The 24,496-nt window shown below is 72.0% G+C and carries 25 protein-coding genes and 1 tRNA gene; 10 read left to right on the top strand and 16 right to left on the bottom strand.

The features are described 5' to 3' along the window. Positions 1 to 22 precede the first annotated feature (22 nt). The 3 genes from ACQUST_RS10180 (at position 23) to ACQUST_RS10170 (ending at position 4,327) form a co-directional block, all read left to right on the top strand. Positions 23 to 2,485 (top strand): hypothetical protein, encoded by a 2,463-nt coding sequence (locus ACQUST_RS10180; RefSeq protein WP_435127879.1) that lies wholly within the window; start codon positions 23 to 25, stop codon positions 2,483 to 2,485. Positions 2,486 to 2,595: 110 nt separating this feature from the next. Beyond that, positions 2,596 to 3,501, top strand: coding sequence for a pyridoxal 5'-phosphate synthase lyase subunit PdxS (gene pdxS, locus ACQUST_RS10175; protein WP_435127877.1), 906 nt, complete (start codon positions 2,596 to 2,598; stop codon positions 3,499 to 3,501). 256 nt (positions 3,502 to 3,757) lie between these two features. Further along, on the top strand, positions 3,758 to 4,327 hold the full coding sequence (locus ACQUST_RS10170; RefSeq protein WP_435127875.1) for a thiol-disulfide oxidoreductase DCC family protein: 570 nt from the start codon (positions 3,758 to 3,760) through the stop codon (positions 4,325 to 4,327). 35 nt (positions 4,328 to 4,362) lie between these two features. Here ACQUST_RS10170 and ACQUST_RS10165 read toward each other — a convergent pair whose 3' ends face one another. The 3 genes from ACQUST_RS10165 to ACQUST_RS10155 all read right to left on the bottom strand — a co-directional run bounded on the left by ACQUST_RS10165 (position 4,363) and on the right by ACQUST_RS10155 (position 6,064). After that, a complete protein-coding gene (locus tag ACQUST_RS10165; RefSeq protein ID WP_435127873.1) occupies positions 4,363 to 5,238 on the bottom strand; it encodes a homoserine kinase in 876 nt (291 codons plus the stop codon). Positions 5,239 to 5,412: 174 nt separating this feature from the next. After that, positions 5,413 to 5,661 (bottom strand): hypothetical protein, encoded by a 249-nt coding sequence (locus ACQUST_RS10160; protein WP_435127871.1) that lies wholly within the window; start codon positions 5,659 to 5,661, stop codon positions 5,413 to 5,415. A 106-nt stretch (positions 5,662 to 5,767) separates the two neighbouring features. After that, positions 5,768 to 6,064 (bottom strand): hypothetical protein, encoded by a 297-nt coding sequence (locus ACQUST_RS10155; RefSeq protein ID WP_435127869.1) that lies wholly within the window; start codon positions 6,062 to 6,064, stop codon positions 5,768 to 5,770. A gap of 124 nt (positions 6,065 to 6,188) precedes the next feature. On the opposite strand from ACQUST_RS10155, the gene ACQUST_RS10150 reads away from it, so the two are divergent. Then, positions 6,189 to 7,406, top strand: coding sequence for a GNAT family N-acetyltransferase (locus tag ACQUST_RS10150; RefSeq protein WP_435127867.1), 1,218 nt, complete (start codon positions 6,189 to 6,191; stop codon positions 7,404 to 7,406). Between the two features lie 301 nt (positions 7,407 to 7,707). Then, on the top strand, positions 7,708 to 7,836 hold the full coding sequence (locus ACQUST_RS10145; RefSeq protein WP_435127865.1) for a hypothetical protein: 129 nt from the start codon (positions 7,708 to 7,710) through the stop codon (positions 7,834 to 7,836). Between the two features lie 168 nt (positions 7,837 to 8,004). On the opposite strand, the gene ACQUST_RS10140 is transcribed toward ACQUST_RS10145, so the two are convergent. Together ACQUST_RS10140 and ACQUST_RS10135 are read right to left on the bottom strand one after the other, a co-directional pair. Further along, positions 8,005 to 8,078, bottom strand: a tRNA-Ile gene (locus ACQUST_RS10140). 66 nt (positions 8,079 to 8,144) lie between these two features. After that, positions 8,145 to 8,771, bottom strand: a complete 627-nt coding sequence (locus ACQUST_RS10135; protein ID WP_435128178.1) for an FxsA family protein — start codon at positions 8,769 to 8,771, stop codon at positions 8,145 to 8,147. A 139-nt stretch (positions 8,772 to 8,910) separates the two neighbouring features. On the opposite strand from ACQUST_RS10135, the gene ACQUST_RS10130 reads away from it, so the two are divergent. Both ACQUST_RS10130 and ACQUST_RS10125 read left to right on the top strand, forming a co-directional pair. Beyond that, positions 8,911 to 10,539, top strand: coding sequence for a DUF255 domain-containing protein (locus ACQUST_RS10130; RefSeq protein ID WP_435127863.1), 1,629 nt, complete (start codon positions 8,911 to 8,913; stop codon positions 10,537 to 10,539). 73 nt (positions 10,540 to 10,612) lie between these two features. Continuing rightward, positions 10,613 to 11,419 (top strand): TrmB family transcriptional regulator, encoded by an 807-nt coding sequence (locus ACQUST_RS10125; protein ID WP_435127861.1) that lies wholly within the window; start codon positions 10,613 to 10,615, stop codon positions 11,417 to 11,419. A 63-nt stretch (positions 11,420 to 11,482) separates the two neighbouring features. Here ACQUST_RS10125 and ACQUST_RS10120 read toward each other — a convergent pair whose 3' ends face one another. The 5 genes from ACQUST_RS10120 to ACQUST_RS10100 form a co-directional block, all read right to left on the bottom strand. After that, a complete protein-coding gene (locus ACQUST_RS10120; protein WP_435127860.1) occupies positions 11,483 to 11,752 on the bottom strand; it encodes a DUF7571 family protein in 270 nt (89 codons plus the stop codon). Positions 11,753 to 11,846: 94 nt separating this feature from the next. Beyond that, a complete protein-coding gene (mptA, locus tag ACQUST_RS10115) occupies positions 11,847 to 12,770 on the bottom strand; it encodes a GTP cyclohydrolase MptA (protein ID WP_435127858.1) in 924 nt (307 codons plus the stop codon). A gap of 213 nt (positions 12,771 to 12,983) precedes the next feature. After that, the gene (locus tag ACQUST_RS10110) at positions 12,984 to 13,403 is read right to left on the bottom strand and encodes a DUF7124 domain-containing protein (RefSeq protein ID WP_435127857.1); all 420 of its coding nucleotides are present in this window, start codon (positions 13,401 to 13,403) and stop codon (positions 12,984 to 12,986) included. A gap of 182 nt (positions 13,404 to 13,585) precedes the next feature. Next, positions 13,586 to 13,861: a hypothetical protein gene (locus ACQUST_RS10105; protein WP_435127855.1), complete on the bottom strand. Its 276-nt coding sequence runs from the start codon at positions 13,859 to 13,861 to the stop codon at positions 13,586 to 13,588. Positions 13,862 to 14,114: 253 nt separating this feature from the next. After that, a complete protein-coding gene (locus ACQUST_RS10100; RefSeq protein ID WP_435127853.1) occupies positions 14,115 to 15,356 on the bottom strand; it encodes an NAD(P)/FAD-dependent oxidoreductase in 1,242 nt (413 codons plus the stop codon). 175 nt (positions 15,357 to 15,531) lie between these two features. Here ACQUST_RS10100 and ACQUST_RS10095 point away from each other — a divergent pair, with 175 nt between their 5' ends. Next, positions 15,532 to 16,128 (top strand): DUF6149 family protein, encoded by a 597-nt coding sequence (locus ACQUST_RS10095; RefSeq protein ID WP_435127851.1) that lies wholly within the window; start codon positions 15,532 to 15,534, stop codon positions 16,126 to 16,128. A 39-nt stretch (positions 16,129 to 16,167) separates the two neighbouring features. Here the strand turns inward: ACQUST_RS10095 and ACQUST_RS10090 are convergent, their stop codons facing one another. The 4 genes from ACQUST_RS10090 to ACQUST_RS10075 form a co-directional block, all read right to left on the bottom strand. Beyond that, positions 16,168 to 18,267, bottom strand: a complete 2,100-nt coding sequence (locus ACQUST_RS10090; protein ID WP_435127849.1) for a type B DNA-directed DNA polymerase — start codon at positions 18,265 to 18,267, stop codon at positions 16,168 to 16,170. Further along, positions 18,264 to 18,596: a hypothetical protein gene (locus tag ACQUST_RS10085; protein WP_435127847.1), complete on the bottom strand. Its 333-nt coding sequence runs from the start codon at positions 18,594 to 18,596 to the stop codon at positions 18,264 to 18,266. The genes ACQUST_RS10090 and ACQUST_RS10085 overlap by 4 nt, the downstream gene beginning before the upstream one ends. Positions 18,597 to 18,699: 103 nt before the next feature. Then, a complete protein-coding gene (locus ACQUST_RS10080) occupies positions 18,700 to 19,392 on the bottom strand; it encodes a hypothetical protein (protein ID WP_435127845.1) in 693 nt (230 codons plus the stop codon). 200 nt (positions 19,393 to 19,592) lie between these two features. Beyond that, complete coding sequence (locus ACQUST_RS10075; RefSeq protein WP_435127843.1) at positions 19,593 to 20,915, bottom strand: NAD(P)/FAD-dependent oxidoreductase; 1,323 nt, start codon at positions 20,913 to 20,915, stop codon at positions 19,593 to 19,595. Positions 20,916 to 21,139: 224 nt separating this feature from the next. On the opposite strand from ACQUST_RS10075, the gene ACQUST_RS10070 reads away from it, so the two are divergent. Continuing rightward, positions 21,140 to 21,253 (top strand): HVO_2523 family zinc finger protein, encoded by a 114-nt coding sequence (locus ACQUST_RS10070; RefSeq protein ID WP_435128176.1) that lies wholly within the window; start codon positions 21,140 to 21,142, stop codon positions 21,251 to 21,253. Between the two features lie 150 nt (positions 21,254 to 21,403). Continuing rightward, positions 21,404 to 22,510: a phytoene/squalene synthase family protein gene (locus ACQUST_RS10065; RefSeq protein ID WP_435128174.1), complete on the top strand. Its 1,107-nt coding sequence runs from the start codon at positions 21,404 to 21,406 to the stop codon at positions 22,508 to 22,510. A gap of 100 nt (positions 22,511 to 22,610) precedes the next feature. Here ACQUST_RS10065 and ACQUST_RS10060 read toward each other — a convergent pair whose 3' ends face one another. Together ACQUST_RS10060 and ACQUST_RS10055 are read right to left on the bottom strand one after the other, a co-directional pair. Further along, the gene (locus ACQUST_RS10060) at positions 22,611 to 23,603 is read right to left on the bottom strand and encodes a carotenoid biosynthesis protein (protein WP_435127841.1); all 993 of its coding nucleotides are present in this window, start codon (positions 23,601 to 23,603) and stop codon (positions 22,611 to 22,613) included. Next, positions 23,600 to 24,484 carry a prenyltransferase gene (locus tag ACQUST_RS10055; protein WP_435127839.1) on the bottom strand — a complete coding sequence of 295 codons (885 nt, stop codon included), beginning with the start codon at positions 24,482 to 24,484 and terminating at the stop codon, positions 23,600 to 23,602. The genes ACQUST_RS10060 and ACQUST_RS10055 overlap by 4 nt, the downstream gene beginning before the upstream one ends. Between the last annotated feature and the right edge of the window lie 12 nt (positions 24,485 to 24,496).

The raw sequence follows: 24,496 nt of genomic DNA, 5'->3' as shown, positions 1-24,496 counted from the left end.
GGAACACCGACCAACTTCGACCATGCCCGAGTTCACACGGCGCGACCTGCTCGCCGGCGCCGCGGCCGCCGGCTCAGCGGGCGTCGCCGGCTGCAGCGGCCTGTTCGGCGACGGCGACGCCCCCTCGACCGAGTCCGTCGGCGAGGAGCGGGCGCGTCGACTCGCCGAGGCGTACGCGCCCGACCTGTTCTTCGGCGCCGCCGAGCAGTGGTTCCCGACCGACCCGCGTCGGTACGGGACCGGCCGGGACGGCGACCGGGTCGTGGACGGCTTCGACGCGCTCGACGGCTACGTCGCCGAGTTCGAAGCGAGCGGCGCGCCCCCGGCGCCGACCGTGTTCTACAACGTCCGGCGGTACACCGGGTCGTCGCTGGCCGCGGTGCAGTTCTGGTGTTACTCCGTGTTCGACCAGTTCTCCGTGAACTTCCACTGGCACGACTGGGAGGTGCTGCACGTGTTCGTCGACACCGACGCCGGCGACGGCGACGACGTGACCGGGGAGCCGGTGCTGTTCGTCGCGTCGGCGCACGCCCGGAAGGTGCCGAACAACGAGTTCCTCGACCCGGCGACCGACCGGGCGTCGGTCATCGCGGAGGTCGGGTCGCACTCGTCGGCGCTCGGCGTCAACGAGACGCGGAACGCCTTCGAACGGCTTCCGGTCGACGGCGACATCGCCGACATCAACAACGGCCTGCTGTCGAAGCTGGACCTGCCGGCGGCGTACGGGCTGCCGCGCGACGAAGGGTTCGGGCTGCCGTTCTCGCTGCCGGAGCTCGACGGCGCGCCGCTGTTCGACCACCCGAAGCTCCCGAACGTCGAACGGGAGCACTTCGTGCCGCCGGAGCTGACGGTGCGGGAGTACGCGTCGCTGCCGTCGCCGCCGGCGGACCTGCCGACGCGGTCGGCCGACGTGCAGTTCGCCTACGAGGGCCGGAGCGGCACCGACGCGGCCGCGGTCGACCACACGTACGCGCTGGCCCCGATGAGCGACGTCGACGTCGACGAACTCGTCGGGCCGCAGCTCAGTTTCGAGTTCGCGGTTCCGCGGTTCGCCGAGAACGCCGTCGCCTCCCACCTCACGTCGACCGACGTGCCGCAGTCGCAGCCGCGGTTCACGAACCCGCTCGCGGACGTCACCGACCCGGACCACCGCAGCGCGCTCGCCAGCCGGTTCGACGTCGACGTCGACGGCCCGGTCGACGCCGTGGTGGCGGTGCTCAGGGAGGCGACCGGCACCGACGACGCGCCCGGGTCGAACGGCGTGGCAACGTCGGCGGCGACGAACGAGGGCGTGGCGCTGCTGGAGTCCGACCCGACCGCGGCACCGACGTTCAACGGCGTCGTGGCGCTCCGCGGCGTCCCGTCGGGCGACCACCGGCTCACCGTGAACGCCGCCGGCGTTGCGCCGCACAGCCAGCGGTTCAGCCACGACGGCGACAGCGACACCGCGGCCGGCGTCGGCGACCGCGGGGAGGTCGTCGTGACGCCGAACGAGGACGCCGTGAAGCTCCGCGTGGACGCCAGCGGCGACGACGCGCCGACGGTCGCGTCCCTCGCCGTCGAGGACGACTTCGCCGGAGCAGTCTACGCCGGCGAGCCGCCCGGCGAGGACCGCTTCGGCGTCTACGTGCACCGCGAAGGCGCCTACACCGCCGAAATCGAGGACGCCGACGGCGTCAGCGGCGCCTACCGCGTCAACCCCGCGGCCGACCAGTCGACCGCGACGATCCCGGAGCCGCGGACCGGGAAGGCGTCGCTGACCGACTTCCTCACGACGTACCTGACGGAGACGTTCGCGCAGGCGAAGGCGTTCGAGGACGGCGACGCCGACGGCGTCGACGCGGTCGAGGTCGCAGACGACACCGCCGAGACCGCCGGGAAGGCCGTCGAGGAGATTCTGAACGCGACGTCGACGGCGACGGACGACGCCGCCGGCTCGGTCGGAGACGCCGTCGACGGCGTGACCGGCGGCGTCGGGAACGCGACCGGCGGCTCCGGCGACGGAACCGCGACGACGACCGACGGCGTCGGCGACGCGGCCGACAGCGTCGAAACCGCGGCCGGCACCGTCGAAGACGGAATCGACGACAGCCTCGGCGGTGACGGGACGGAGACGCAGACGGCAACGGCGACGCCGACGGCCACGCAGACCGAGACGGCGACCGGGTCGACGGGGACGGCGACCGGGACGGACGACGGACTGCTGGACGACGCCGACGCGCTCCAGGCCGGCGGCCTGCTCGGGCTGCTTCGGGCGCTGGAGGCGGCGGCCGTGGCGGCGACGCGGGCGCAGGCGGCCGCCGCGAACGGGAACGCGGACGCGGCGAACCGGCGGCTCCGGGCGCTCCGGAAGCGGCTCGTGACTGTCGCGTCGGTCCTGGAGCGGAACCGCGACGACGTCCCCGGGAAGCTCCCGGCGCTGGTCGAGACGCGGCTCCCGCAGCTCTCCCGGCGCGTGAGCCAGGCCATCGACGCGCCGCTGTGAGCCGCGACGGCGACGCAGCCGAAGCGCGTCGTCGGGGCGCCGGCGGCTGATTGCGGCAGGCGCGTCGGGGGAAGGACACCGGTTAAGTGGGTCGGGGCGCAAGCTGAACCATGACCGAGACGGACCTCGAGGAACTCCGACGCGGCACGGACCTCGTGAAACGCGGCTTCGCACGGATGCAGAAGGGCGGCGTCATCATGGACGTCGTCGACCGCGAGCAGGCGCGCATCGCGGAGGACGCCGGCGCGGTCGCCGTGATGTCGCTGGAGGCGGTTCCGGCCGACATCCGGAAGCGCGGCGGCGTCGCCAGGATGGCCGACCCCGGGAAGCTCGAAGGCATCATCGACGAAGTGTCGATTCCGGTGATGGGGAAGTGCCGCATCGGCCACACCGCCGAGGCGCAGATTCTCGAAGCCACCGGCGCCGACATGATCGACGAGTCCGAGGTGCTGACGACCGCCGACGAGCGCTACCACATCGACAAGCGCGAGTTCACGTCGCCGTTCGTCTGCGGCGCCCGCAACCTCGGTGAGGCGCTCCGCCGCATCGACGAGGGCGCCGCGATGATTCGGACGAAAGGCGAAGCCGGCACCGGCGACGTCAACCAGGCCGTCACCCACCAGCGCAACATCCAGCGGTCCATCCGCATGCTCTCCGGCATGAACTTCGAGGAGCGCGACGAGTGGGCCCGCGAGAACGAGGCGCCGCGCGACCTCGTCCACGAGACCGCGGAGATGGGCCGGCTCCCGGTCGTGAACTTCGCCGCCGGCGGCATCGCGACGCCCGCCGACGCCGCCCTGATGATGCAGCACGGCTGTGACGGCATCTTCGTCGGCTCCGGCATCTTCGGCGCGGAGGACCCCGTCAAGATGGGGTCGGCCATCGTCAACGCCGTCAACAACTACGACGACCCCGAGACCCTCAAGGAGATCTCGAAGGACCTCGGCAAGGGCATGAAGGGGCAGGCGAACGAGACGATGCGCGAAGAGGAGAAACTGCAGGGCCGCGGCGTCTGAACGGCGAACGTCGCCGCCGACGTCGAGACACCATCGCCATCCGCGTCGACGCCGAGCCGCGTCGTCGACGAGGAACTGACGCACGACCTTTTTATCGGATACCGACGCAGCCGCCCCGTGACGTAACCGTCACCGCGGGGCGGTACGCGGCTGTGCGACACGGCGCCCCGCGGAGCCGCCGGTCCGTGTCGCCTGCCAGCACCACCCCTTCGGCGCTGCCGCCGCGTTGATGCCGCTCCGCGACGTACCACCGGTGATGAGCGACGCCGACGAAGCCGGCGAGGGAGACCACGGAGGCGACGGGGACGACGGGCCGGACCGCGCCGCCGGCGGCGGCGACGCAGCCGCGGCCAGCACCGCCAGCGACGGCGACGACCCGCTGGCTGGCGTCGACCCGGCCGAACACCCGGTCGTGTTGTTCGACGGCGTCTGCAACCTCTGTCACGCCGGCATCCGGTTCATCGTCCGGCACGACGACGCCGGCGTCTTCCGGTTCGCGCCGCTCACGTCGCCGGTCGGCCAGGCGCTGCTCGAACGGGAGGGCCTGCCGACCGAAGAGTTCGAGTCGTTCGTGGTGGTCGACGGCAGCGGCGCGTATCGGAAGTCCGACGCCGTACTCCGGGTCTCGCGCGACCTGGAGTTCCCGTGGCGGCTCCTCCGAGTCGCCCGGTACGTGCCGCGCGGCGTCCGCGACCGGCTGTACGACGCCGTCGCGGAGCACCGTTACCAGGTGTTCGGGCAGAAGGACGCCTGTACGATTCCGGAGCCGGAGGTCCGCGAACGCGTCGTCGCTCGCGTCATCGACGGCACACAGGAGTCGCAGTAGCGGCAGCTGCAGCCTCGTCGGATACCGCTACGGAGTTACAGCACCGTGGCTCCGTCGCCGACTTCGCTCTGGTAGGCGCGAGCGCCGACGCCGGCGTCCGCGAAGGCGTCGACCATCGCGGCCGCGACGTCGCGCTGCGTCCCGTGGCGGCAGACGGCGAGGACGGACGGCCCGGCGCCGCTCACGGTGACGCCGGTCGCGCCGGCGTCGAAGGCGGCGTCGCGGACGTCGTCGTAGCCGGTGATGAGCGACGCCCGCGCCGGCGTCACGACCGGGTCGTCCATGCCGCGGCCGACCAGGTCGGGGTTCGACCGGCAGACCCCGGCGACCAGCGTCGCGGCGTTCCCGACCGTCTCGACGTGGTCGTCCATGGAGACGGAGTCCGGGACGACGCCGCGGGCGTCCCGCGTCGACACCGCGACCTCCGGGAGGCAGGCGACGAGCCGCAGGTCCGCGTCGAGCGCGGTGACGCCGTCGTCGGTGACGACCGTGAAGCCGCCGAGCAGCGACGGCGCGACGTTGTCCGCGTGGGCGACGCCGGAGACGACGGCTTCGCCTTCGGCGGCCGCCGGGACGAGTTCCTTCCGGCTCCGCCCCCGGTCGTACAGTTCGTTCAGCGCGACGGCCGCGGCGGCGGCGGACGCCGCAGAGGAGCCGAGCCCGGACGACGGCCGGACGCCCTTGTCGATGCGGATGTGTGCCGGCGCGTCGAGCGCGTCGGCGACCGCGCCGACGACGTTGTCCGCCGGGTCGGTCGGGATGTACTGTGCGCCCGCGCCGGTCACCTCGATGGATGTCGTCGCCGCTCGCTCGACCGTGACGACGTCCGCCGGGTTCGCGAGGGCGACGCCGAACGTGTCGAAGCCGCTCCCGAGGTTCGCACTTGTCGCCGGTGCGCGAGCGGTAACCATGCCCCGTCGGTGGACTGCTGCCGAGAAAAGCGTGGCGTTCGACGCGATGCCGGCGGGGCAATCCGACGGATCGGCCGGCGGTGACGCGCCGGGCGCCCGGCTGGGCGGCCCGCACGAGTCGAGCCGCGTCGCTCCGCCGGCCGGCGGCCGGTGGGGCGTCGACGGTCGGTCTGGTCAGTCCCTGGCGGTGACGTACACGAGCGGGCCGACGACGATGAGCAGGATGCCGAGGAACAGGTAGTGCGTCGGCACGAGCGTCTGCGGCGTCAACAGGAACAGCACGCCGAACAGGATCGTGTTGAGCGCGAGCGCCTTCCGCGACACCGGCAGCGTGGCGACCGTCGTGAGGATGAGCCCGAGCAGGAGCGCCTGCCCGACGTTGTAATCGAGCAGGAAGCTGTCGATGACCTGGAGCGGGAGCATTCGTATCTCACCGTGGCTCCGGGGCCCGCATTAACGTTCCGTTATTCCGTTCGAGTGCGAGCGCCCCGCCGCGGTCGAGCTGCGCCGGGTCGGCCCCGAATCGCGGTCATTCGCTCTCGTCCACGCGGTCTCCCGGGCGGTCCTCTGAGCGGTCGCCGTCAGCGTAGAGGTCGGTGCCGCCGTCCGGTCCGGTGAGGTCGAGCGGCCGAATCCAGCCGTACCAGACGACGAACACGGTGCCGCCGTAGCCGAAGATGAAGACGAGCCGGCCGAGCCAGTTGTACCCCAGGACGCCGAGTTGGCGGCGGACGATGCCGGTGCCGGCGATGCCGACGAGCAGCACCAGCGCGAGCAGCAGCCGGTCGCGCGTCACGTGCCGGCTGAATCCGTCGGTGTCGGCCATACGTCGACTCGGTGTTGCAGTCAAGTGAATCCCGCGGTTCCACCGGCGACGGCCGCGGCTTCCCGTTCGGTGCGTCGAAACACGGTGACACAAGGGCTTTGGTGCGGCGAAATCACCCGGCGGTATGGACTACCGACCCGTCCCCGACGACCACGTCGACGCGTACGACCGGCTGCTCGCGTACGCGTTCGCCCCCGAACGCGGCCCCGACCCCGACCGCGACGGCCCGGACCGTCCCGAGGGGTTCCACCGGCGCGGACTTTACGACGTCGACGACGCGACACCGACCGCCGACCTCGACCCCGACGACCTCGGCGTCGCCTGCGGCTACCACGACTTCTCGATGCGGCTCCGCGGCGACGTCCACGACGTCGGCGGCGTCTCCGCGGTCGCGTCGCCGCCCGAACACCGACGGAGCGGCCTGGTCCGCGAGATGCTCGGCGCGCTCCACGAGGAGCTCCGGGACGGCGGCGTCGCGTTCGCGGCGCTGTGGCCGTTCAAATACGAGTTCTACGCCCGGATGGGGTACGCCCGCGTCTCGGCGTACAGCCGGACCACGGTCGACGTGGACGCGCTGTCGGCGGCCGCGCCGAAGCCGGCCGGCGAGTTCGTCCGGCTCGCCCCCGACGACTGGGAGCGACTGGACGCCGTCTACGACGCGGCGGCCACCGAGCCGCTCGCGTTCGACCGCACCGAAGACTGGTGGCGCTGCCGCGTCTTCCAGTCGTGGGAGTCCGACCCGTTCGTGTACGGCTGGGAGCGCGACGGTGACCTCCGCGGCTACGTCGTCTACGCCGTCGACGAGGACGACGGCGACCGGACGCTCGCCGTCCGCGAACACGCCGCGGTCGACGCGGCGGCGCGCGGCCACCTGCTGCGGTTCTGCTGGACGCACGACTCGCAGGTCGACCGGGTTCGGCTCGGCGGCAACGCGACCGACTGGCTGTTCGACCTGCTCGACGACCCCGCCGCGGCGGACACCACCGTCAAGCCGGGCGCGATGCTCCGCGTCGTCGACGTCCCCGCCGCACTGACCGCCGTCGACTACCCCGACGGCGCCGACGTCGACGTCGCGCTCGACGTCACCGACGACGGCTGCCCGTGGAACGACGACGCGTTCCGCCTCAGCGTCGCCGACGGCGACGCCGACTGCGGCCGAACCGACGGCTCGCCGGACGCCACGCTCGGAATCGGAGCGCTCTCCCGGCTCGTCGTCGGCTCACACGCCGCCGACCGCCTCGCGACGCTCGGCGACCTCGACGCGGACGACGACGCGCTCGCCGCGCTCGACGAGGCGTTCCCGGCAGCCGACCCGGCACCACACCTCCGCGAAGGGTTCTGAAGCGTACCGCCCCGCCGCGTTCGCCCTCGCGGGCCGGTCGCTGTTCCGAGGACGGAACTGTTCGTACCGACGCGCCCGGAACTTTCACCACAGTTATTTGTAGCAGCCGTCCATATCGCCGCCGACGCCTGGCCCTCGCCCGGAGTCGGGCGTCGCTTCGGCTCGGGCCACCCCGTCCGTTTGCCCGACGGACGGACTCCCATCCCAGCCCGAGCCCACCCAACCCGTTTTGCGTCCCCGACCGAGACAGCGTCGGCGCCGAGCCGCCACAGTTTTGCCGGACACGGACGGCCCCCGATATATGGGCGGACTCCGCGGCGGCGGCCGACGACCCGGCAGCGACTTCGGAGCCACAGGCGCCATCAAGGGAGTCCTCGTGCTGTTCGCGGCGCTCGGACTGCTGTTCGTCCTGTTCGTCGTCCTCGGCTAACACCCCGTTTCGGCTAAGACGAACCGCCCGACGGCTTCGGGGGGTACCAAGAAGTATTCCCGGACAAGACGACAGACTACCGTCTCAGAATCGTTAGAACGTCGAAATTGGGTGGCTGGGGAGCCAACGGCCCAATTCAATCCGGCAAAGCACCGGATTACTTTTGGATGGGCCAACGCGGATTTGAACCGCGGACCTCCCGGTTATCAGCCGAGCGCTCAACCTGACTGAGCTATTGGCCCAGGTGAGCGCAATCATGAGTTGCGGGGGGACTTGTTTAAGCGTTTCCGTTCGGCACCACCGTCACGTCATGCGTTCTCACTGTCTGAGTCGTCGCTGTCGACGGAGTAGTGTTCGGGGTCGACGTCGACGACGTCGTCGCCGTCTCCGGAGGCACCACCGGTGTCGGCCGGGCCGAAGCCGCCGGAGTCACCGTCGTCGCTCGGTCCGAAGCCGCCGGGGCCGAAACCGCCGGAGCCGCCCGGACCGCCGCCGGAGTCGGAGCCGTCGTTCGGGAAGCCGGCCGTCCAGACGGCGCCGGTGGCGAAGCCGTCGGTTTTCCGGTCGAGGTACGGTTTCAGCACGTACGTCTCGAGGACGCGCCGGACGGGGTAGCGCGTCGGCGGGAGCGCGAGCAGGAAGCCGATGGCGTCGGTGACGACGCCGGGGGTCAGCAGGAACGCGCCGGCGGCGATGAGGAGTGCGCCGTTGAGCAGTTCCTGGGTCGGGATGTCGCCGGTGGCGAGTTTCCGTTCCAGTTTGCGGAGCGTGTGTCTGCCTTCGGCGCGGACGAGCAGCATCCCGACGAGTCCGGTGAGCACGACGACCGCGACCGTCTGGACGGGCGTGATGACGGTCGTCGCGAGCCAGAGCAGCAGCAGGATGTCGGCCAGCGGAATCAGCAGGAGCGCCGCGATGACGTACCGGGCGCGGATGCGCATAGTCGGGATACCCGAGGCCGCCGTATAGCCCTTTTGGAGGCCGTCTCCCGGGCGGCCTGCGGCCGCGGCCCGGGGCTGCCGCGAGGTCGGCCGTAAACGCCGACTTTACCCTCGTCCACCCCGGATTCGGCGTATGACCGACGAGACGCACGTCGAGTGGCGCGAGTGGGGCGCCGCCGCGTTCGACGAGGCGGAGCGCGACGGGAAGCCCGTCCTGCTGTTCTTGACGGCGACGTGGTGTGACGACTGCCACGAGATGGCGGCCGAGACGTTCGGTGAGCCGCGCATCGCGGCGAACGTCAACGACGGCTTCGTCCCGATCCGGGTCGACGTCGACCGGCGGCCGCGGGTCCGCGAACGGTACAACATGGGCGGCTTCCCGTCGACCGTGTTCACGACGCCGAGCGGCGACCTCATCTCCGGGGCGACGTATCTCGCGCCGGACGGCTTCCGGAGGATTCTGGACCGCGTCCGGGAGACGTGGGACGCGAAGGGCGCCGAGGCCGGCCGGGTGCCGCGGGCGCTCGCCGGCAACGACACCCCCGACGGCCCGGTCGGCGACTACATCGAAGAGCACCTCGCCGGCCAACTGGAGTCGCAGTGGGACTCGGAGTTCGCCGGGTGGGGCGACGACGCGAAGTTCCCGATGCCGCGCACCGTCGAGTTCGCGCTGAAGCGCGACCGCTACATGGCGACGCAGACGCTCGACGCCGTGAACCGGAACCTCGTCGACGACGACGGCGGCGTGTTCCGGTACGCCGCCGCCCGGGACTGGTCGGACCCGGCGCGCGAGAAACTGCTCGCGGACAACGCCGGCGCGCTCCGGGCGTTCGCGAACGCCTACCTCCACACCGGCGACGAGACGTACCGCGACGTCGCCGACGGCATCCACGGCTTCCTGCGCGAGTCGCTGTGGTCCGGGTTCGCGTTCGGCGGCAGCGTCGGGCCGGACGGCGACCGCGTCGACCTGACCGGCTACGCCGGCGGCAACGCGCTCGCGGCCGACGCGCTGCTCACGCTGTACGCGTACACCGACGACGACGACGCCCGGACGTCCGCCGAGGACGCGCTGTCGTTCCTCCGCGACGACCTCGTCGACGACGGCCGAGTCGTCCACTTCCGGGACCGCGACGGCGCGGAGACGGCAGGCGAAGCGGGGACGACGAGCAGCGCGGACGCGGCAGGTGCCGCTGACGGTGCGGGGTCGGACCTGCTCGCGGACGCGGCGCGCGTCACGACGGCGTTCTGCGCCGCCGAGCAGACGCTCGGTGAGGGGCTCGGGACGGCGCGCCGCGTCGCGGACCGCGCAGTCGACGTCCTCGGCGACGAGGCGGCGTTCCGCGACGGCCCGGCGACCGGCGCCGGCCTGCTCGACCGGCCGCTCCGCCCCATCGACGGCTCCGTCGAGTTCGCGGACGCGCTCGTCGACCTGGCGGCGCTCACCGGCGACGACGACTACCGGGAGCGCGCACGGGAGGCCGTCGGGGCGTTCGCGGGCGCCACCGAGCGGATGGGCGCGCAGGTCGCCGGGTTCGGCGCCGTCGCGGCGCGGCTCACCCGCCGGCCGCTCGTCGTCGACGTCGGCGCCCCCGCCGGCTCAGACCTCCACCGGGCGGCGCTCCGCGTCGCCGACCACGAGAAGGTCGTGGTGCCGGCGAGCGACCGCGCGCCGGACGGCGCGGCGACGCTCCGCGGCCGCGACGCCGCCCCCGCGGACTCTCCGGACGAACTGATGCGGCACGTCGCCGCGGCGACCGAGTAGCCGGCGCGGTCGGCGACCGGCCGACCCGATAAACTGGCGGAGCGTTTTTACTTCGCGGTCCGCATGCAGAACTATGGCAGACCTCCGTGACCTCGGGCTCTCCGAGTACGAGGCTCGCACGTATCGCGCGCTCCTGGACGTCGCCCCGGCAACCGCGAAGGAGTTGTCGGAGGCGAGCGGCGTCCCGATGGGCCGGATTTACGACGTGCTCAACAGCCTCGAACGCCACCGGCTCGCCCGGAGCCAGGCGGCCAGCCGCCCGAAGCGCTACGTCGGCGTCGAACCGGACGCGGCGCTCGACCGGCTGCTCGACGAGAAGAAGCGCGAACTCGCGGAGAAGGCCGACCAGTACGAGGAGATCGTCGCGGAACTCACCCGGGAACTCGACGCGGCGACCCCGGTCGAAGAGCAGTTCTGGACCGCCGCCGTCGGCGCCGAGGACACCGCGGACCTGCTGCTCGAACGGCTCGCCGCGGCGGACGACCGCGTCGTCATGATCGCGTCGGTCCCGGCGTCGGGGCTGGACATCGGCGAAATCGGCGACCGAATCGTCGAGGAACTGGAGGTCGCGCTCGAACGCGGCGTCGACGTGTCGGTGCTGCTCTCGGAGGACCTGCCGTCGACGCTGCCGCGGAGCGTCGGCCGCCGGTACACCGAGCGGATGGCGGACCACCCGTCGTTCGAGGCGCGGACCGCCGCCGGCGTCCGCGGGACGTTCACGCTCGTCGACGACGCCGAGGTCTGCATGGAGGTACCGAGCCCGGTCGACCCGGACGAGTCGTTCGCGATGATAGACCTGAAGGACCCGGAGTTCGCCGCCGACGCCCACGAGACGTTCCGCGCCCGGTGGGAGGAGGCGTCTCCGCTGGCGTTCCCGTAACGAAGCGCAGTCGCGGTCGGTGTGCAGTCGTCGCGGGCGACTGCACCGGCCCCGCCGCCGAGGTCAAGTCGAGATGACGTCGCAGTGCCAGCCGGGGTCGTTGCCCGTCCGCTCGATGAGGTCAGACCGGCACGCCGGGCAGTAGTCCGGCGTGGCGGACGCCTTCCGGGGAACGTACACCGCACCGCCGCACTCCACGCACGCGTCGGCGGCGATTGTCACGCAGTCCGCACAGACGTTGAAGTCGTCGACCGTCAGGTCGCGCAGCGGCTCGAGTTGTTTGTCCAGGGTGTACTCGTCGATGACCGTCTGACAGTTCTGGCACGGTTGCATGGCGATCCGAGAAGATCCATGCGGCGTGTTCACATATACCTTCGCCCGGCGGCGAAACAGGCGGCGGGGGCGGCGTCGAGCAGCTGCTGTCGAGTCAAGCGAGTTCGTCTCGCAGTTGGCCGAGCCGGATGTCGCGTTCGGCGTGCGCGTTGTGCTGGTGGATGGACTCGTCGTTCGACTGCTTCATGCGGACGACGACGTCGTCGTCGAGGTGGTCGAACTCGTCGACGACGTCCTCGGCGAGCGACCGGACGCAGTCCTCGACGAACTTCGCGTCCATGTGCGCCTGGTACGTCATGTGGTCCTCGTCGGGGCGCTTGGCGTAGTTGTAGATGCGGGCGCTCATCGCGTCGCGGGCGACGTCGATGACGTCGAGCAGGTCGACGTCCGGCGTCCCGTCCGCCGTGAACGTCAGCGTCGCGTGGCCGCGCTGGCTGTGGCCGGGCTGGGGCACCTCGTCGAGGAACTCCTCGACGGTGTCGTCGTCGACGCCGAGCTCTTCGAGCTTGTCGCGGGCCCGCGACTCCGACATGCCCTGCGAGCACGGACACACCGTCATCCCGGTGACTTCGGCGCCGATCTCCTCGCGGGTGCCGTCCTCGGTGGCGACCGCCGACGCGATGACGGTCGCGGTGCTCTGGGTTTCGCGGTCGGACGCCGGCGTGTTCTCCTTCGTCACGAACTCCGCGGTCATGCTGACCTCGGCGGTCGACGTGTAGTCGTGCTTCCGGATGAGCCGGTCGGCGGCGTCGCCGCAGACGTCCTCGATGCGGTACGCCTCCTCGCTGACGGCGGCTTCGAGCACCTCGTCGATGACCTCCATGTTCCGGCTCATGTCGATGCCTTTGCGTTCGCCGGGCAGGTCGACGAACACGGAGAACTCGGCCATGAACACCCACGGGCGGTCGTCGCCGCGGTCGATTTTCACGAGCTTCTCGACGCCGGTCACGCCGACCTGACTCAGCCCGACGGTGACGTCCGGCCGGCTCGCCTGCACGTCCGGCAGCTGATGACTCATTTCGTACAACGCTACAGGGGAAGCCGGCGATTAGTGCTTTCGAAACACGAAGATGTCAGGCCGGCTCGACTGTGCAGGCAGAACCGTCCGGTTGTCGCGGCCGGATTTCGGGCGTGGCGGCGACGCGGCGTCGACGCGGAGTGACGCGCTGGCGACGCGGTGGCAGCGGTGGCGACGCGGTGCGGTAGGTGAGTCGCGGCGACCGGCGAGCCGTCAGGGCCAGTCGTCGCGGCCGTCGTCGTCCTCGAACGGGTCGGACTCCGGCTCCGGTTCGGCGCGCTCCCAGCCGGCCGCCTCGGCGGCCTGCTCGAGCGGGAGGTACTCCCAGCCGGTCTCCTCGGCGACCGCGCGGTCCTCCTCGGAGGTGCCGACGAACACGTGCCGGTCGGTGTCGAACTGCTGTTTGACGTTCTCCAGCGACTCGGCGACGCCGCGCGGCCCGGAGAAGAAGTCCTGGCGGACGCGGTGCTTCCGGGTGAAGTTCGTGACGACGTACGTCGGCTTCTCGGAGACGACGCCGACGTACTCGGTCCAACTGCGGGCGTCGTTGAACACCGCGTTCGGGTCGGCGAGCGCTTTCAGCGCCTCGAGTTCGAACGCGAGCGTCATGTCTGTGGAACCGCCGCCGTCCATACTACCCGTTCCGCGAACGCCGCCGAAAACGGTGTCGATTGGAACGCGCAGGCGGCGCCGGGGGTCAGCGGGTCCGACGGCGCGGCCGCGCGAGAATCACCGCGGAGCGGCGCCGCCGTGGTGGGCCGGCGGCTGCGACCACGGACACCGGCAGCGCGTGACGGACTCGGCGCCGGGTCGACTCAACGCCGGCCGCGGACGGGGGAGCCGCCGTCCGCCGCCGTCCCGGCGACCGTGGAGTCGACTCCGCCGCGCTCCGCGGCCACCACGCGATAGTACGACGTGAACACGACGACGTCACCCGGCTGAAGCCCCGGTGTGCGTCGCTTCTCGCCGTCCGCCATGTCGGCGACGGCTTCGAGTTCGCCCTCGGAAAGCTGGTCGACGTGCCGGACGGTCGCCTTCTCGGGGACGGCCTCGGCGGGTCGGAGCGTCAGGGTCGGACCGTGTCGTGCCACGAGTTACCATACAACATGATACGCCTTAAATGTTGGTGCAGTGTGGGGAACAGTCAAATGGCAGAGCAGTTCGGCGGCGTGCGGCTCTGACGACGCGCAGTGAACCGGTCGGCGGCGAGGGGATGACGCGGTGAAACGGCCGTACTCTTCAGCGAAATTCGAGAAACGGCGAGAAAGCGGTTCGGGTTCGGTGGTCGAGGCGATTCGGGTTCGGCGGTCGGAACGGTTCGGGTTCGAACGTCGACGTGCGGCGTTACTCCGCGGCGGCCTCGGTTTCGAGGTCGTCGACGGAGAACCCCTCTTTCATCAGGACGTCCTTCTGCCCGGAGACGTCCACCTGCTCGCGCATCAGCGACTTGTACGCGGACTGCGGCGCGAGGTTCCCGATGAGGACGCCGCCGACGATTTTGCCGTCCTTGAGCGCGAGGCGGCGCCACTCGTCGTCGCCGAACTTCTTCATGACCTCGTCGTCGCCGAGCGTCGGGTGGCCGAACGACAGGAACGGGAAGTCGAAGTGCGTGATGGAGTACGACGACACCCACTCGAACTGCTCGGAGCCGTAGTCGAGCATGTTCTTGGCGGCGATGGTGCCCTGCTCTTTCGCGCTGCCCCACGCGCCGTTCTGCGCCTGTTCGCCGAGGATGACGTCGTAAAACCGGGTGATGTCGCCGGCGGCGAACACGTCCTCGTCGTTCGTCCGCATGTACTCGTCGACGACGATGCCGTCGTCCGTCTCGATGTCGGTTCCTTCGACGAGTTCCGTGTTGAGGTTCAGGCCGATGGCGACGCCGGCGAAGTCGGCCTCGTAGCGGTCGCCGTTCGGGTCGACGGCGGCTTCGACGTGGCCGTCGTCGTCGACTTCGAAGTGGTCGACGCCGGAGTCGAACACCGGCTCGACGCCGCGTTCGCGCATCGCCTCGTGCATCAGTTCGGCGCCCTCCTCCGAGAGCGCGTAGCGCCACCAGCTGTTGCCGCGCATCAGGTACTTCCCGGAGACGCCCTGCGCGCCGCAGATGGCGGCGAAGTCGATGCCGAGCAGGCCGGCGCCGACGATGACCGCGTCGTCCGCGTCGTCGGCGGACTCCTTGATGCGGCGGGCGTCCTGGAACGTCCAGAAGTGGTGGACGCCGTCGGCGTCGGAGCCGTCGACGGGGAGCTGCTGCGGGGTGCCGCCGATGGCAAGCAGGAGCTTGTCGTAGCCGTAGACGTCGCCCTCGTGGGTCTCGACTTCGTGGTCGTCCGTCCGGATGTCGACGACGAGCGTGTTCAGTTCGAGGTCGATGTCGCGCTCCTCGTACCAGCCCTCCTGGTGGATGGAGATGGGCGCTTCGGGGAGCTTCCCCTTCGCGTACTCCTTGATGAGGATGCGGTTGTAGAGGGCTTCGCCCTCGTCCGTGATGACCGTGATGTCGGCGTCCGGTTCCTCCTCGCGGAGGGTTTCGGCGGCGGAGCTCCCCGCGATTCCGTCGCCGATGATGACGAACGACTGGCTCATACCCGACCGGTTAGGATTCGGGGTTAATGTGGGTTGCTATCGACGCAGGAGCCACGTCACCCGGTCACACGCCCGGCGTCCGGCGCGCTCGGATCGGCGCGTCGCTGTCCTCGTCGCCGCCACGTCGCCGCCGCATGGCCACCGCTTAAGCCGCTGGAACGACACGTTTCCGTCGATGAAGCTCCGGCAGAACGTCCGTCACTGGGCCGCGAAGCAGGCACTGACGACGCCGGTCGTCGGCAACGTCGTCCACGACCGACTCGTCGGGCTGCACACCGACGTCTTCCTCGGCCGCGCCGACGAGGCGCACCGCGAGGAGCGGCGCGACCACCTCGACGACTTCTTCGACGCCACCATGGACGCCTACCTCGCGGCGCTCGACGGGGGCTACCCGGAGGCGGAGGCGCGCGAAATCACGCACATCCAGGCGAACTTCGACTTCTTCAACCACGGCTGGGCGGAGATGATGGAGTTCCCGGCCGACGAACTGGAGGCGCACTACCGGCGCTACGAGGAGTTCTTCGCCGACCACGGCGTCACCATCGACGACCCGCTCGGCGAGTTCGCCCCCGACGGCGGCGTCGCTGACGCGCCGGCGACGCCTGACGCGATGGCCGAAGGGGAGTTCGAGAACGCCGTCGCCGGCTTCGCGGACGACGCCTACGTCGTCGACGGCGACGGCGAACTGACGACCGGCGGCGCCGAGGAGCCGGACGACGTCTCCGTGACGGACGCCCCCGGCGTCGACGAGGACGAAGCGAACGCCGACTGACGCCGCCGCAGATTCTCTCGGTTCTCCCGGTCGCCGCGTTCAGAACGCCGACAGCGTCGCGTCGCGGCTGCCGGCGAGGAACCGTTCGATGCGGTCGCGGTCCCAGCCGACCGGCGAGACGACGCTCTCGGCGGCGCGGAGCAGTCGGCGGCGGTAGTAGTCGGCGTCGTAGCGGTCCGGGTCCTCGAACGGGAGTCGGACGCGGCCGCGGCCGCGGGCGTCGTCGTCGGTGACGACGTACGCGACCGACTGGCCGGCGGCGCGGTCGACGCCGGCGTCGGCGTACCGCTCCAGCGCCGCCGCGGTGAGCGTCTCGCGGTCGTACTCGTCGACGGACTTCGACGCGCGGGCGTCGACGACGAGCCGCGACGGGTCGACGTCGCCGCGGCGGAGCCGGCGGAGCTGCCCGGCGAGCCGGTCGCAGACCGCCTCCGGCGTCCGGTCGGCGTCGAACGCCCGGAGGAGGTCGCGCTGGGCGTCCGCGACGAACGCGGGCGTGCTGCGCTGCCGGCACTCGATGCCGCGGACGCGGAAGCCGCCGTCGCTGCGCCGACCGAAGTAGCGTGTGAGCGCGCCGGTCTGCGAGCCGCGCTTCGGCACGAAACACACCCAGTCGTAGTCGGCTTCGTGCTCCAGCGGCACCGACGCGGCGTCCGTCGCGGCCGCCGCGAGCGACGCGGGGTCGGCGGGGTCGTCGCCGTCGGCCCGAATCCAGACGCTGTCGACGATGGCGTGCAGCACGGACCAGCCGCCGCGTTCGAAGGCGTCCTTGGCGTCGAGCAGCGCCTCGCGGGCGAACGCGTTGATGGCTTCGTGGCACTCGATGACGCCGAACTTCGCGTTCCGGTAGCCCTGGTAGCCGAAGCAGGACACCAGCACCCACTTGATGGCGTCGGCGACGCGGCCGGCGGCGTCGTCGCCGTCGGCGGCCCGGCGCTTGCAGCGCGCCCGGTCGTCGAGCAGGCGGGCGAGGACGCCCGGCAGGAACCCTTCGCGGTCGCAGACGCTGTAGCCGAGCCCGGGGACGTCGTCGCCGTCACAGCAGCCGCAGCGGACGGTCTCGGCGCTGAGGTTGTGCTGCCGGATGAGTTCGGGGTACAGCGACGCGAAGTCGAGTTCGACGACGTCCTCGTGGTAGCCGACGGTCGGCGCGAGCGTGGCGCCGCCGCGGTCGGCGTCGTGCAGCGTCGACAGCGGCTTGAACTGCTCGGCCTCCCACGGCCGCCACGGCGCCGGCACGTCGCGGGCGCGGGCGTGCCGAATCTGCATCGACGTCAGGATGCCGCCGATGCTGGCGCGGCCCGCCTCCTGCAGCGGCCGCCCGGAGCGCGCCACGAGGTACAGCAGGCCGTCCAGCCCGGCTTTCCCCCACAGGAAGCTGTTCGAGCGGTCGAGAACCGCTCGGCCGGGGACGGCGTACCGCGCCGGCGAGTGCCCGACGCGGCCGTAGCTGTGGTACGTGTTCTCGCCGGCGAGCCGCCGCCAGCCGCGGTCCGCCGGGGTTTCCCGGCCCCACCGGAACGGGACGTCGACGGCGTCCGCGCGCGCCGAAACCGTCGGGACGACGTCCGCGCTCGACACCACCAGCGCGTCCGGGTCGACCGCGGCGAGCCGCGCGGCGAGCGTCTCGACCGCCTCGGCTTCGGTGTCGCCCGCGTCGTCGCCGTCGACGCGGAGCGCGGAGACGTCGCCGCCGGCGAGCGCGTCGGTCGGCAGGTCGACGCGGAGCGTCCGGGGGTCGCGCGTCGGCGCCGGGTCGGTGCCGGTGTCGAGGCAGTACCGGAACCCCGGGTCGAGGTCGACGTCGAACAGCCGGAGCGTCCCGGGGGCCGCAGTCGCCGTCTCGAACTCCCGGCGGACGCGGCGCGCGACCGGCCGGACCGCCCGCGCGTCCGCGGCCGCGACGCGGAGCATCCGGCTCGGCTCGCGGTCGTGCAGCGACGGGAACCGCTCCGCGAACCCGGTCTCCGTGACGCGGTCGTCGCCGGCGAGCCAGTCCGCGAGCCGGTCGAGTGTGTCGTCGGGGCCGTCGACGAACAGCGCCGGTTCGTAGTCCGTGACGCGCCGCCGCTCGACGCCCGCGTCGCCGCGGCGCCACTCGACGACGTCGCCGTCGACGAACTCCAGCGAGACGGTCATTCGTCCGCGGGCCGGTCGGCCGTCGCGTCAGCCGCCGCGTCAGTCGCGTCGGCCGCCGCACCGGCCGCCGCGTCGCCGCCCTCGACGCTGTCCAGCCGCGCGCGGAGCCGCCGAATCTCGGTTTCGTGCGCGACGAGCAGCGACACGAGCAGCGCCTCAGTCGGGTCCGTCGGGTTCTGCATCCCGGCGGCCGCGGCGTGCTCGGCCGCGCGCTCGAACAGCCGGTCGAAGTCGTCGCGGTGCTGTGCGCGCAGCGCCCGCCGGAACGTCGACCAGTCCTGCTCGTACGATTCGAGGAACCGCCGGTACGTCGGGTTCGTCCGTCCCATCAGCGCCCACCTCCGGCTGCGGCGACGACGCCGACGAGGACAGCGACGACGCCGACGACGTCGACAGCGAGTTGGTGAGCGGGAGCGACGCGTGTCACGCGGGTCACGCCGGCACCTCCGCGGTGAACCGCGGATCGACCGGCTCAAGCCGACCGCACAGGTCGACCCAGTACGGGATGGTGGTCTGCCAGTGGTCGCCGCGGTGGTAGCCGTCGACGTCGAACCCGGGCGCGTCGTACGTCAGGCCGAGGGCGGTCCGCTCGCAGTCGACGACGCGGTCGGCGGCGTCGGCGACGCGGTCGGCGTGGTCGTCGTCGCCGGTGGCGGAGACCACCACCGGGCAGTCCAGCGCGTCCCCGAGTTCGGACAGCGTCGCGAGCGCGGCGCGGAGCAGCCGGTCGGCTTCGCCGTCCGGGACGTCGCCGTCGCGGTACAGCGACGCGACGTTCGGCGCGACGACGAGCCGCGTGCCGGGCCGGGCGCGCCGCGCGAGCGTCCGGACCAGTTCGAGGTGCTGGTACGCCGTGAACGCCCGCGCGACCTGCAGCCCGCGGAGCGCCCGGTCGGCGGGCGCCAGCCGGTACAGCGCGTGCGAGACGGCGGCGTTGCGGGCGTCGACCCAGTACGCCGGGCCGCCCGCCCGGTCGGCGTCCGCGAGCGCGTCGACGACGAGGCGGTGCAGCGCGGTCGACCGCGCGTCGGGCGGCCGGAGCAGCGTCACGCCGTCGTCGAGCGTCGGCTGGTCGAGCTGTGCCCCGTCGGCGCCGTCGTCCCGAATCGGCTCTGGGCCGTGCATGCGACACGCTTCCGCCGGGACGCGCTTAACCGCGAGCCACGCACGGAGCGGAAGTGAAACCGCGGCTTCGGCGGCGAACCGCCGGCTCCGGGTCGCTACCGCTCGGTGTCACGGGTCGGCGCCGGGCGGAAGTGGAGCCGCGGCTTGTTTCCGGGCGTTTCGCGTCCGTCAGCGCGGCCGGCTCCGGCGGAGCCGAGCCGTCACTCGCGGCGCTCGGCGATGCGGTCGGCGCACTCGTAGCCGGCGAGGACGCCGCCGTTGAGGCTGCGTTCGGGGTACTGCGCCTCCGACGCCATGCCGGCGTAGTAGAGGCCGTCGGCGACGTCGTCGCCGAGGTCGTACGGCACCACCATGTCGAGGTAGCCCTGCTCGTAAATCGGGGCGGCGCGCGGGGCGCGCGCCAGCCGGAAGTCGGTGACGTCGCCCCGGTCGAACGACGGGAACAGGTCCTCGACGCCGGCGAGCCACCGGGTCCGGATTTCGTCGTCGTCAGCGGCCCACAGCCACTCGTCGTCGCTCTGGACGTAGCTCGCGAGGTACAGCAGGTGGTCGCCGCCGTAGCGCTCCGGCGGCACGAAGTTCGTGTGTTCGATGAGCGCGCCGAACGGGGCGTCGTCGGCGACGTTCAGCCAGTACGTGTCGGTGAGCTGGTCGTCCAGCGTGACGACGGCGCAGACGGCGGCCTGGAAGTCGATGTCGCAGGGGTAGCCGGTGAGGTCCTCCAGGACGTTCGGCATCGTCGTGACGACGACGTCGTCGACCGGTTCGGTCCGCGGGCCGTCGTCGCCGTCGACCGTGACGGACGCGACGGCGCCGTCCTCGACGCCGACGTCGGTGACGGGGGCGTTCGTCTCGACGTTGTCGCGGCCGACGGCGTCGACGAGCGCGTCCACGAGGACGCTGAAACTGCCGTCGAAGTAGCCGAGGATTTCGCCGCGGAGCAGGTCGCGTTCGCCGCGGAACTTGATGCGGCCGAGCAGCCACGCCGCCGACACGTCGTGCTTCCGGTCGCCGAACTTCGCGTCGAGCAGCGGGTCGAAGAAGGTGTCGTAGACGTTCTCGGTGGTGTGCGCTTTCGCGAACTCGACGGCGGACTGGTGTTCGAAGTCCTCGAGCCGCTCGTAGGTGTCGAACGACGGGACGCCGCCGCGGACGTCGACGTCGAGCGTCAGCATCGCGAGCCGGAACTTGTCGTAGAGGCTCCAGTGCGGGAACGCCAGAATCTCCCACGGCGTGTCCATCGGGTAGACGGTACCGTCGACGTAGTAGGCGTTCTTGCCGACGCGCCACTCGACGGCGTCGCCGACGCCGAGTTCCTCGGCGAGGTCGACGATGGTCTGTTCGGACTTCGAGAGGTGGTGGTAGAACTGTTCGACGTCGTCGCCGGCGGTGTCGTAGGTGCGCGCGAGGCCGCCGAGGGCGTCGTCGCCGCCGGCCTCGAACACGCGGACGTCGTGGCCGCGCTGGCGGAGCCGGTAGGCGGCGGACAGCCCCGCGATGCCGCCACCGACGATAGCGATCATGTCACCGAGTCGGCGACCGGGCGCTAAGTCGCTTGTGGAATCCCGGGTCGACGCCGAGACGGCCGGTCCGGGCGGACCCGAACTGCTTTGGCGGCGGCGACGCGAACGCCGGTATGAGCGACCGGGAGCGCAGCGGGGACGCCGGTGACGCTGACCGCGGCGTCGACGACGCCAGCGACGCCGACGGTGCCGACGCCGGCGGCGACGCCGAGGCGGCCGAGACGGTGAAGCGGACGCGGCCGTGCCCGTACTGCGGTGCGTCGATGAATCACCGGCACTGCAAGTACGTCTGCCCGGAGCACGGAGTCGTGTTCGACTGCGCCGACACGTTCTACTAACCCGCCGGCCCGTTCTGCCGAGGCGAGCCGCGGTGGTGCGCGCGCCGCGGAGCCGTCACCAACTGTTATGGTTCTGGACGCCGTCTCAGGTTCTACTCAAATGCGTGGAGGGAACCGGACCGCCCGATTCGAGGTCGCCTCGACGTGGTCATGGTAGCCGACGAACAGCTCGCCCGCAGCAAACGAATCCAGCAGCGCACCGGGAGAACCTTCCACTTCGCCACCCGGCTCCTCCCCGAACGAATCCGGCACCCGACGTACGTCCTGTACGCGTTCTTCCGGGTCGCCGACGAGGTCGTCGACGACCCCGACCCGGCGCCGCCGGCCGAACAGCGCGCCCGACTCGAACGCCTCCGCGACGTGGCGCTCGGCCGGACCGACGCCGACGAATCGGCCGAGACGGACGCCGCGGACCTGGCTGACGCAGCAGATTCGGCCGATTCGTCGGGGCCACCGGAGGACCCGAGCGCCGCTGCCGACGACGACGACGGCGACGTCGCCGGCGTCGACGCTGCCGCCGGCGCCACCAGCGCCGACGTCGACCCGGTGGTGTCGGCGTTCTCGGCGGTCCGCGAGGAGTACGGCATCGCCGACGAGGACGTCGACGTCTTCGTGGACGCGATGCTGTCGGACATCGAGACGGATCGCTACGAGACGTACGACGAACTGGAGGCGTACATGGACGGCTCCGCCGCCGCGGTCGGCCGGATGATGACGGCCGTGATGGACCCGGAGCTGCCCGAGCAGGCGCGGACGCACGCGACGGCGCTCGGCGAGGCGTTCCAGCTCACCAACTTCGTCCGCGACGTCCGCGAGGACATCGTCGAGCGCGACCGCGTCTACCTGCCCGAAGAGACGCTCGACCGCTACGGCGTCACCGCAGACCAGCTGCGTCGGTTCGAGTTCGACGACGACGTCGCCGCGGCGATTCGTCACGAGACGCAGCGCGCCGAGGAGCTGTACAAGGAGGGCGTCGCCGGCATCCAGTACCTGCCGGCCGACTGCCGGTTCGCGGTGCTGCTCTCGGCCGTCCTGTACGCCGAACACCACCGGCTCGTTCGGCGCCGCGGCTACGACACGCTCACGGCGACGCCGCAGCTCGGCGCGGTGCGGAAGACGGTGCTGCTCGCCCGGACGTGGTGGGCGTGGATTCGGACGAAAGACCCGGAGGCCGTGTTCCGGTCGGTGAGCTGCGTGCCGTACGGCGACCACGCGCACGCCGACACCCGGCACAGCGACACGTCGCCGGCGCGCTGACCGCGACCGTCGGCGACCGAGGCGGCATCCGCGGCGTCGGAGCGGTCCGCGGTGACGGAGCGGTCGGCGTCGGAGCGGTCGACGCGGCGCGCGACTTCCCTTACCCGCGGCGGAACGGCTGTGTGAACAGCGCGGCGTCGAACCGGTCGGCGGCGACGAGGCCGGCGCCGATGCCGGCCGCGACCGCGACGGCGACCCAGTTGGCGAAGACGGCGTTGACGGCGCCCCACAGCAGCACGAAGCTCACCATGTCGTCGAGCATGAACTCGCAGTCGGCGAGCCGCGCGGTCAGCGCGGCGCGGTCGAACGACCGGTCGAGGATGCCGACGGAGACGGTCGCGGACAGCACCCAGCCGGCGAAGTTGGACGCCGGGACGCCGTAGAAGCCGCCGCCGCTGAACGCGCCGAGCGCGCCGCCGAACACCCGGTCGACGAGCCCCGCTGCGCCCGCCGCTCCTGCGCCGGCCGCTGCTTCCGTCACCGCGGCGTCGGCTCCGACCCCGGGGTACGTCCAGAATTCGAGCGCGACGGCCGCCGGGTCGAGCACGACGTCGAGCAGGACGACGAGGCCGACGACGGCGGCGAGCCGCGTCGGGCCGTGGGCGGCGCGCCCGCCGAGCAGCAGCAGGCACAGCAGGTAGGCGTTGACGACGAGTGGCACGAAGAACACCGGGAGGCCGAGCGGGACGCCGGCGACGGTCGGGCCGAGCGCGACGCCGTAGACGAACTCGCCGTACGGCCAGCCGGTGTGGACGCCGACGTACTCGATTCCGTACGCGTACAGCGACAGCAGCGCGACGCCGGCGGCGGCCCGGCGGTCCGTCAGCGGCGCGACGCCGGCGACGAGCGGGAGCCGCATCACGGCGGTGCCGAACAGGACGAGCCAGCCGTTGAACGCGAGCCAGTCCGGCACCGCCGGCACGGTCGCGGACGCGAGCAGCATTGCGGCGCCGACCAGCGGGAACACGACGGCGATAGTGAACCGGTTGTCGCGCACCAGGTCGTCGAGCGCCGCCTCCGCGTCGCGCCGCGACTCGGGGAGCCGGTCCGCGAGTCCGCGCAGCCGGCCGAGTCGGGACGCGGCGTCGGTCACGGCAGCACCGCCTCCGGCGGGACGAGCCGGGCGAGTCCGCCGACGGTGAGCGCGGCGCCGACGGCGGTGTTGACCGCGGGGAACCACCAGTACGCCCGGTCGACGGCGACGCCGCCGAGCCGAATCGCGGCGACGAGCAGCGGGTAGAGGGCGAGCGGCGCGGCGAGCAGCGGGTGGACCGCGGCGAACGCGGCGGCCGCGAGCAGCCAGCACGCCGCGCAGTACCGCAGCGTCCACGCCTCGCCGAGCACGGTCGCGGTCGTCCGGATGCCGGCCGCGCGGTCCGGTTCGATGTCGGGCGCCGCCGAGAACGTGTGCATCCCCATCGCCCACAGCCAGCCGCCGGCGAGCGCTGCCAGCGGCGGATGGTGACCGGCGACGGCGGCGTAGGCGGCCGCGCCGGGCAGCACGTACAGGCCGTTCGAGACGGAGTCGAGCGGCGGCGACGTCTTCAGCCGCAGCGGCGGCGCCGAGTACGCGACGCCGAGCGCGAGGAAGCCGACGAGGTACGGCCGGGCCGCCGGCGGCGACGCGACGAGCAGCGGCGCCGACAGCGCCGCCGCGGCGACGACGACGGCCGGTACCAGCGCGCCGCCGTCGTACCGCACCTCCGGGGCGTCCTCGCCTTTCTTCTCCGGGTTCGCGGCGTCGACGTCGCGGTCGAACACGTCGTTGACGCCGTACAGCAGCAGGTTCGCCGGCAGCAGGAAGTAGGCGAACAGCGCGGCCGGCAGCGCGCCGACGAGCGCCGGGACCGTCGGGGCGCCGTAGGCGACGCCGACGAGCACCGGGCCGGCGAGGTACAGCCAGAACCGCGGCCGCGACAGCCGAAGCAGGTAGCCGAGTCGGCCGGCGACGTCGGCGGCGGTGAGTCGAGACATGGGCTGGTCAGT

It is taken from the genome of Halobaculum sp. D14, assembly GCF_051195135.1.
Classification (GTDB): Archaea; Halobacteriota; Halobacteria; order Halobacteriales; family Haloferacaceae; genus JBNTKA01.
Note: the sequence above shows the minus strand (reverse complement) of the source record. Positions and strands in the feature narration are given on the sequence as shown.

Excerpts from the sequence above, each read along its gene's own strand:
- ACQUST_RS10160 (WP_435127871.1), bottom strand. The coding sequence starts at position 5,661 with ATGCTCCCGCTCCAGGTCATCGACAGCTTCCTGCTCGATTACAACGTC.
- ACQUST_RS10090 (WP_435127849.1), bottom strand. The coding sequence starts at position 18,267 with ATGACCGTCTCGCTGGAGTTCGTCGACGGCGACGTCGTCGAGTGGCGC.
- ACQUST_RS10120 (WP_435127860.1), bottom strand. The coding sequence starts at position 11,752 with ATGCAACCGTGCCAGAACTGTCAGACGGTCATCGACGAGTACACCCTG.
- ACQUST_RS10170 (WP_435127875.1), top strand. The coding sequence starts at position 3,758 with ATGAGCGACGCCGACGAAGCCGGCGAGGGAGACCACGGAGGCGACGGG.
- ACQUST_RS10165 (WP_435127873.1), bottom strand. The coding sequence starts at position 5,238 with ATGGTTACCGCTCGCGCACCGGCGACAAGTGCGAACCTCGGGAGCGGC.
- ACQUST_RS10100 (WP_435127853.1), bottom strand. The coding sequence starts at position 15,356 with ATGAGCCAGTCGTTCGTCATCATCGGCGACGGAATCGCGGGGAGCTCC.
- ACQUST_RS10065 (WP_435128174.1), top strand. The coding sequence starts at position 21,404 with ATGGTAGCCGACGAACAGCTCGCCCGCAGCAAACGAATCCAGCAGCGC.
- ACQUST_RS10155 (WP_435127869.1), bottom strand. The coding sequence starts at position 6,064 with ATGGCCGACACCGACGGATTCAGCCGGCACGTGACGCGCGACCGGCTG.
- ACQUST_RS10145 (WP_435127865.1), top strand. The coding sequence starts at position 7,708 with ATGGGCGGACTCCGCGGCGGCGGCCGACGACCCGGCAGCGACTTCGGA.
- ACQUST_RS10150 (WP_435127867.1), top strand. The coding sequence starts at position 6,189 with ATGGACTACCGACCCGTCCCCGACGACCACGTCGACGCGTACGACCGG.
- ACQUST_RS10095 (WP_435127851.1), top strand. The coding sequence starts at position 15,532 with ATGAAGCTCCGGCAGAACGTCCGTCACTGGGCCGCGAAGCAGGCACTG.
- ACQUST_RS10110 (WP_435127857.1), bottom strand. The coding sequence starts at position 13,403 with ATGGACGGCGGCGGTTCCACAGACATGACGCTCGCGTTCGAACTCGAG.
- ACQUST_RS10080 (WP_435127845.1), bottom strand. The coding sequence starts at position 19,392 with ATGCACGGCCCAGAGCCGATTCGGGACGACGGCGCCGACGGGGCACAG.
- ACQUST_RS10085 (WP_435127847.1), bottom strand. The coding sequence starts at position 18,596 with ATGGGACGGACGAACCCGACGTACCGGCGGTTCCTCGAATCGTACGAG.
- ACQUST_RS10130 (WP_435127863.1), top strand. The coding sequence starts at position 8,911 with ATGACCGACGAGACGCACGTCGAGTGGCGCGAGTGGGGCGCCGCCGCG.
- ACQUST_RS10125 (WP_435127861.1), top strand. The coding sequence starts at position 10,613 with ATGGCAGACCTCCGTGACCTCGGGCTCTCCGAGTACGAGGCTCGCACG.
- pdxS (WP_435127877.1), top strand. The coding sequence starts at position 2,596 with ATGACCGAGACGGACCTCGAGGAACTCCGACGCGGCACGGACCTCGTG.
- ACQUST_RS10055 (WP_435127839.1), bottom strand. The coding sequence starts at position 24,484 with ATGTCTCGACTCACCGCCGCCGACGTCGCCGGCCGACTCGGCTACCTG.
- ACQUST_RS10180 (WP_435127879.1), top strand. The coding sequence starts at position 23 with ATGCCCGAGTTCACACGGCGCGACCTGCTCGCCGGCGCCGCGGCCGCC.
- mptA (WP_435127858.1), bottom strand. The coding sequence starts at position 12,770 with ATGAGTCATCAGCTGCCGGACGTGCAGGCGAGCCGGCCGGACGTCACC.
- ACQUST_RS10075 (WP_435127843.1), bottom strand. The coding sequence starts at position 20,915 with ATGATCGCTATCGTCGGTGGCGGCATCGCGGGGCTGTCCGCCGCCTAC.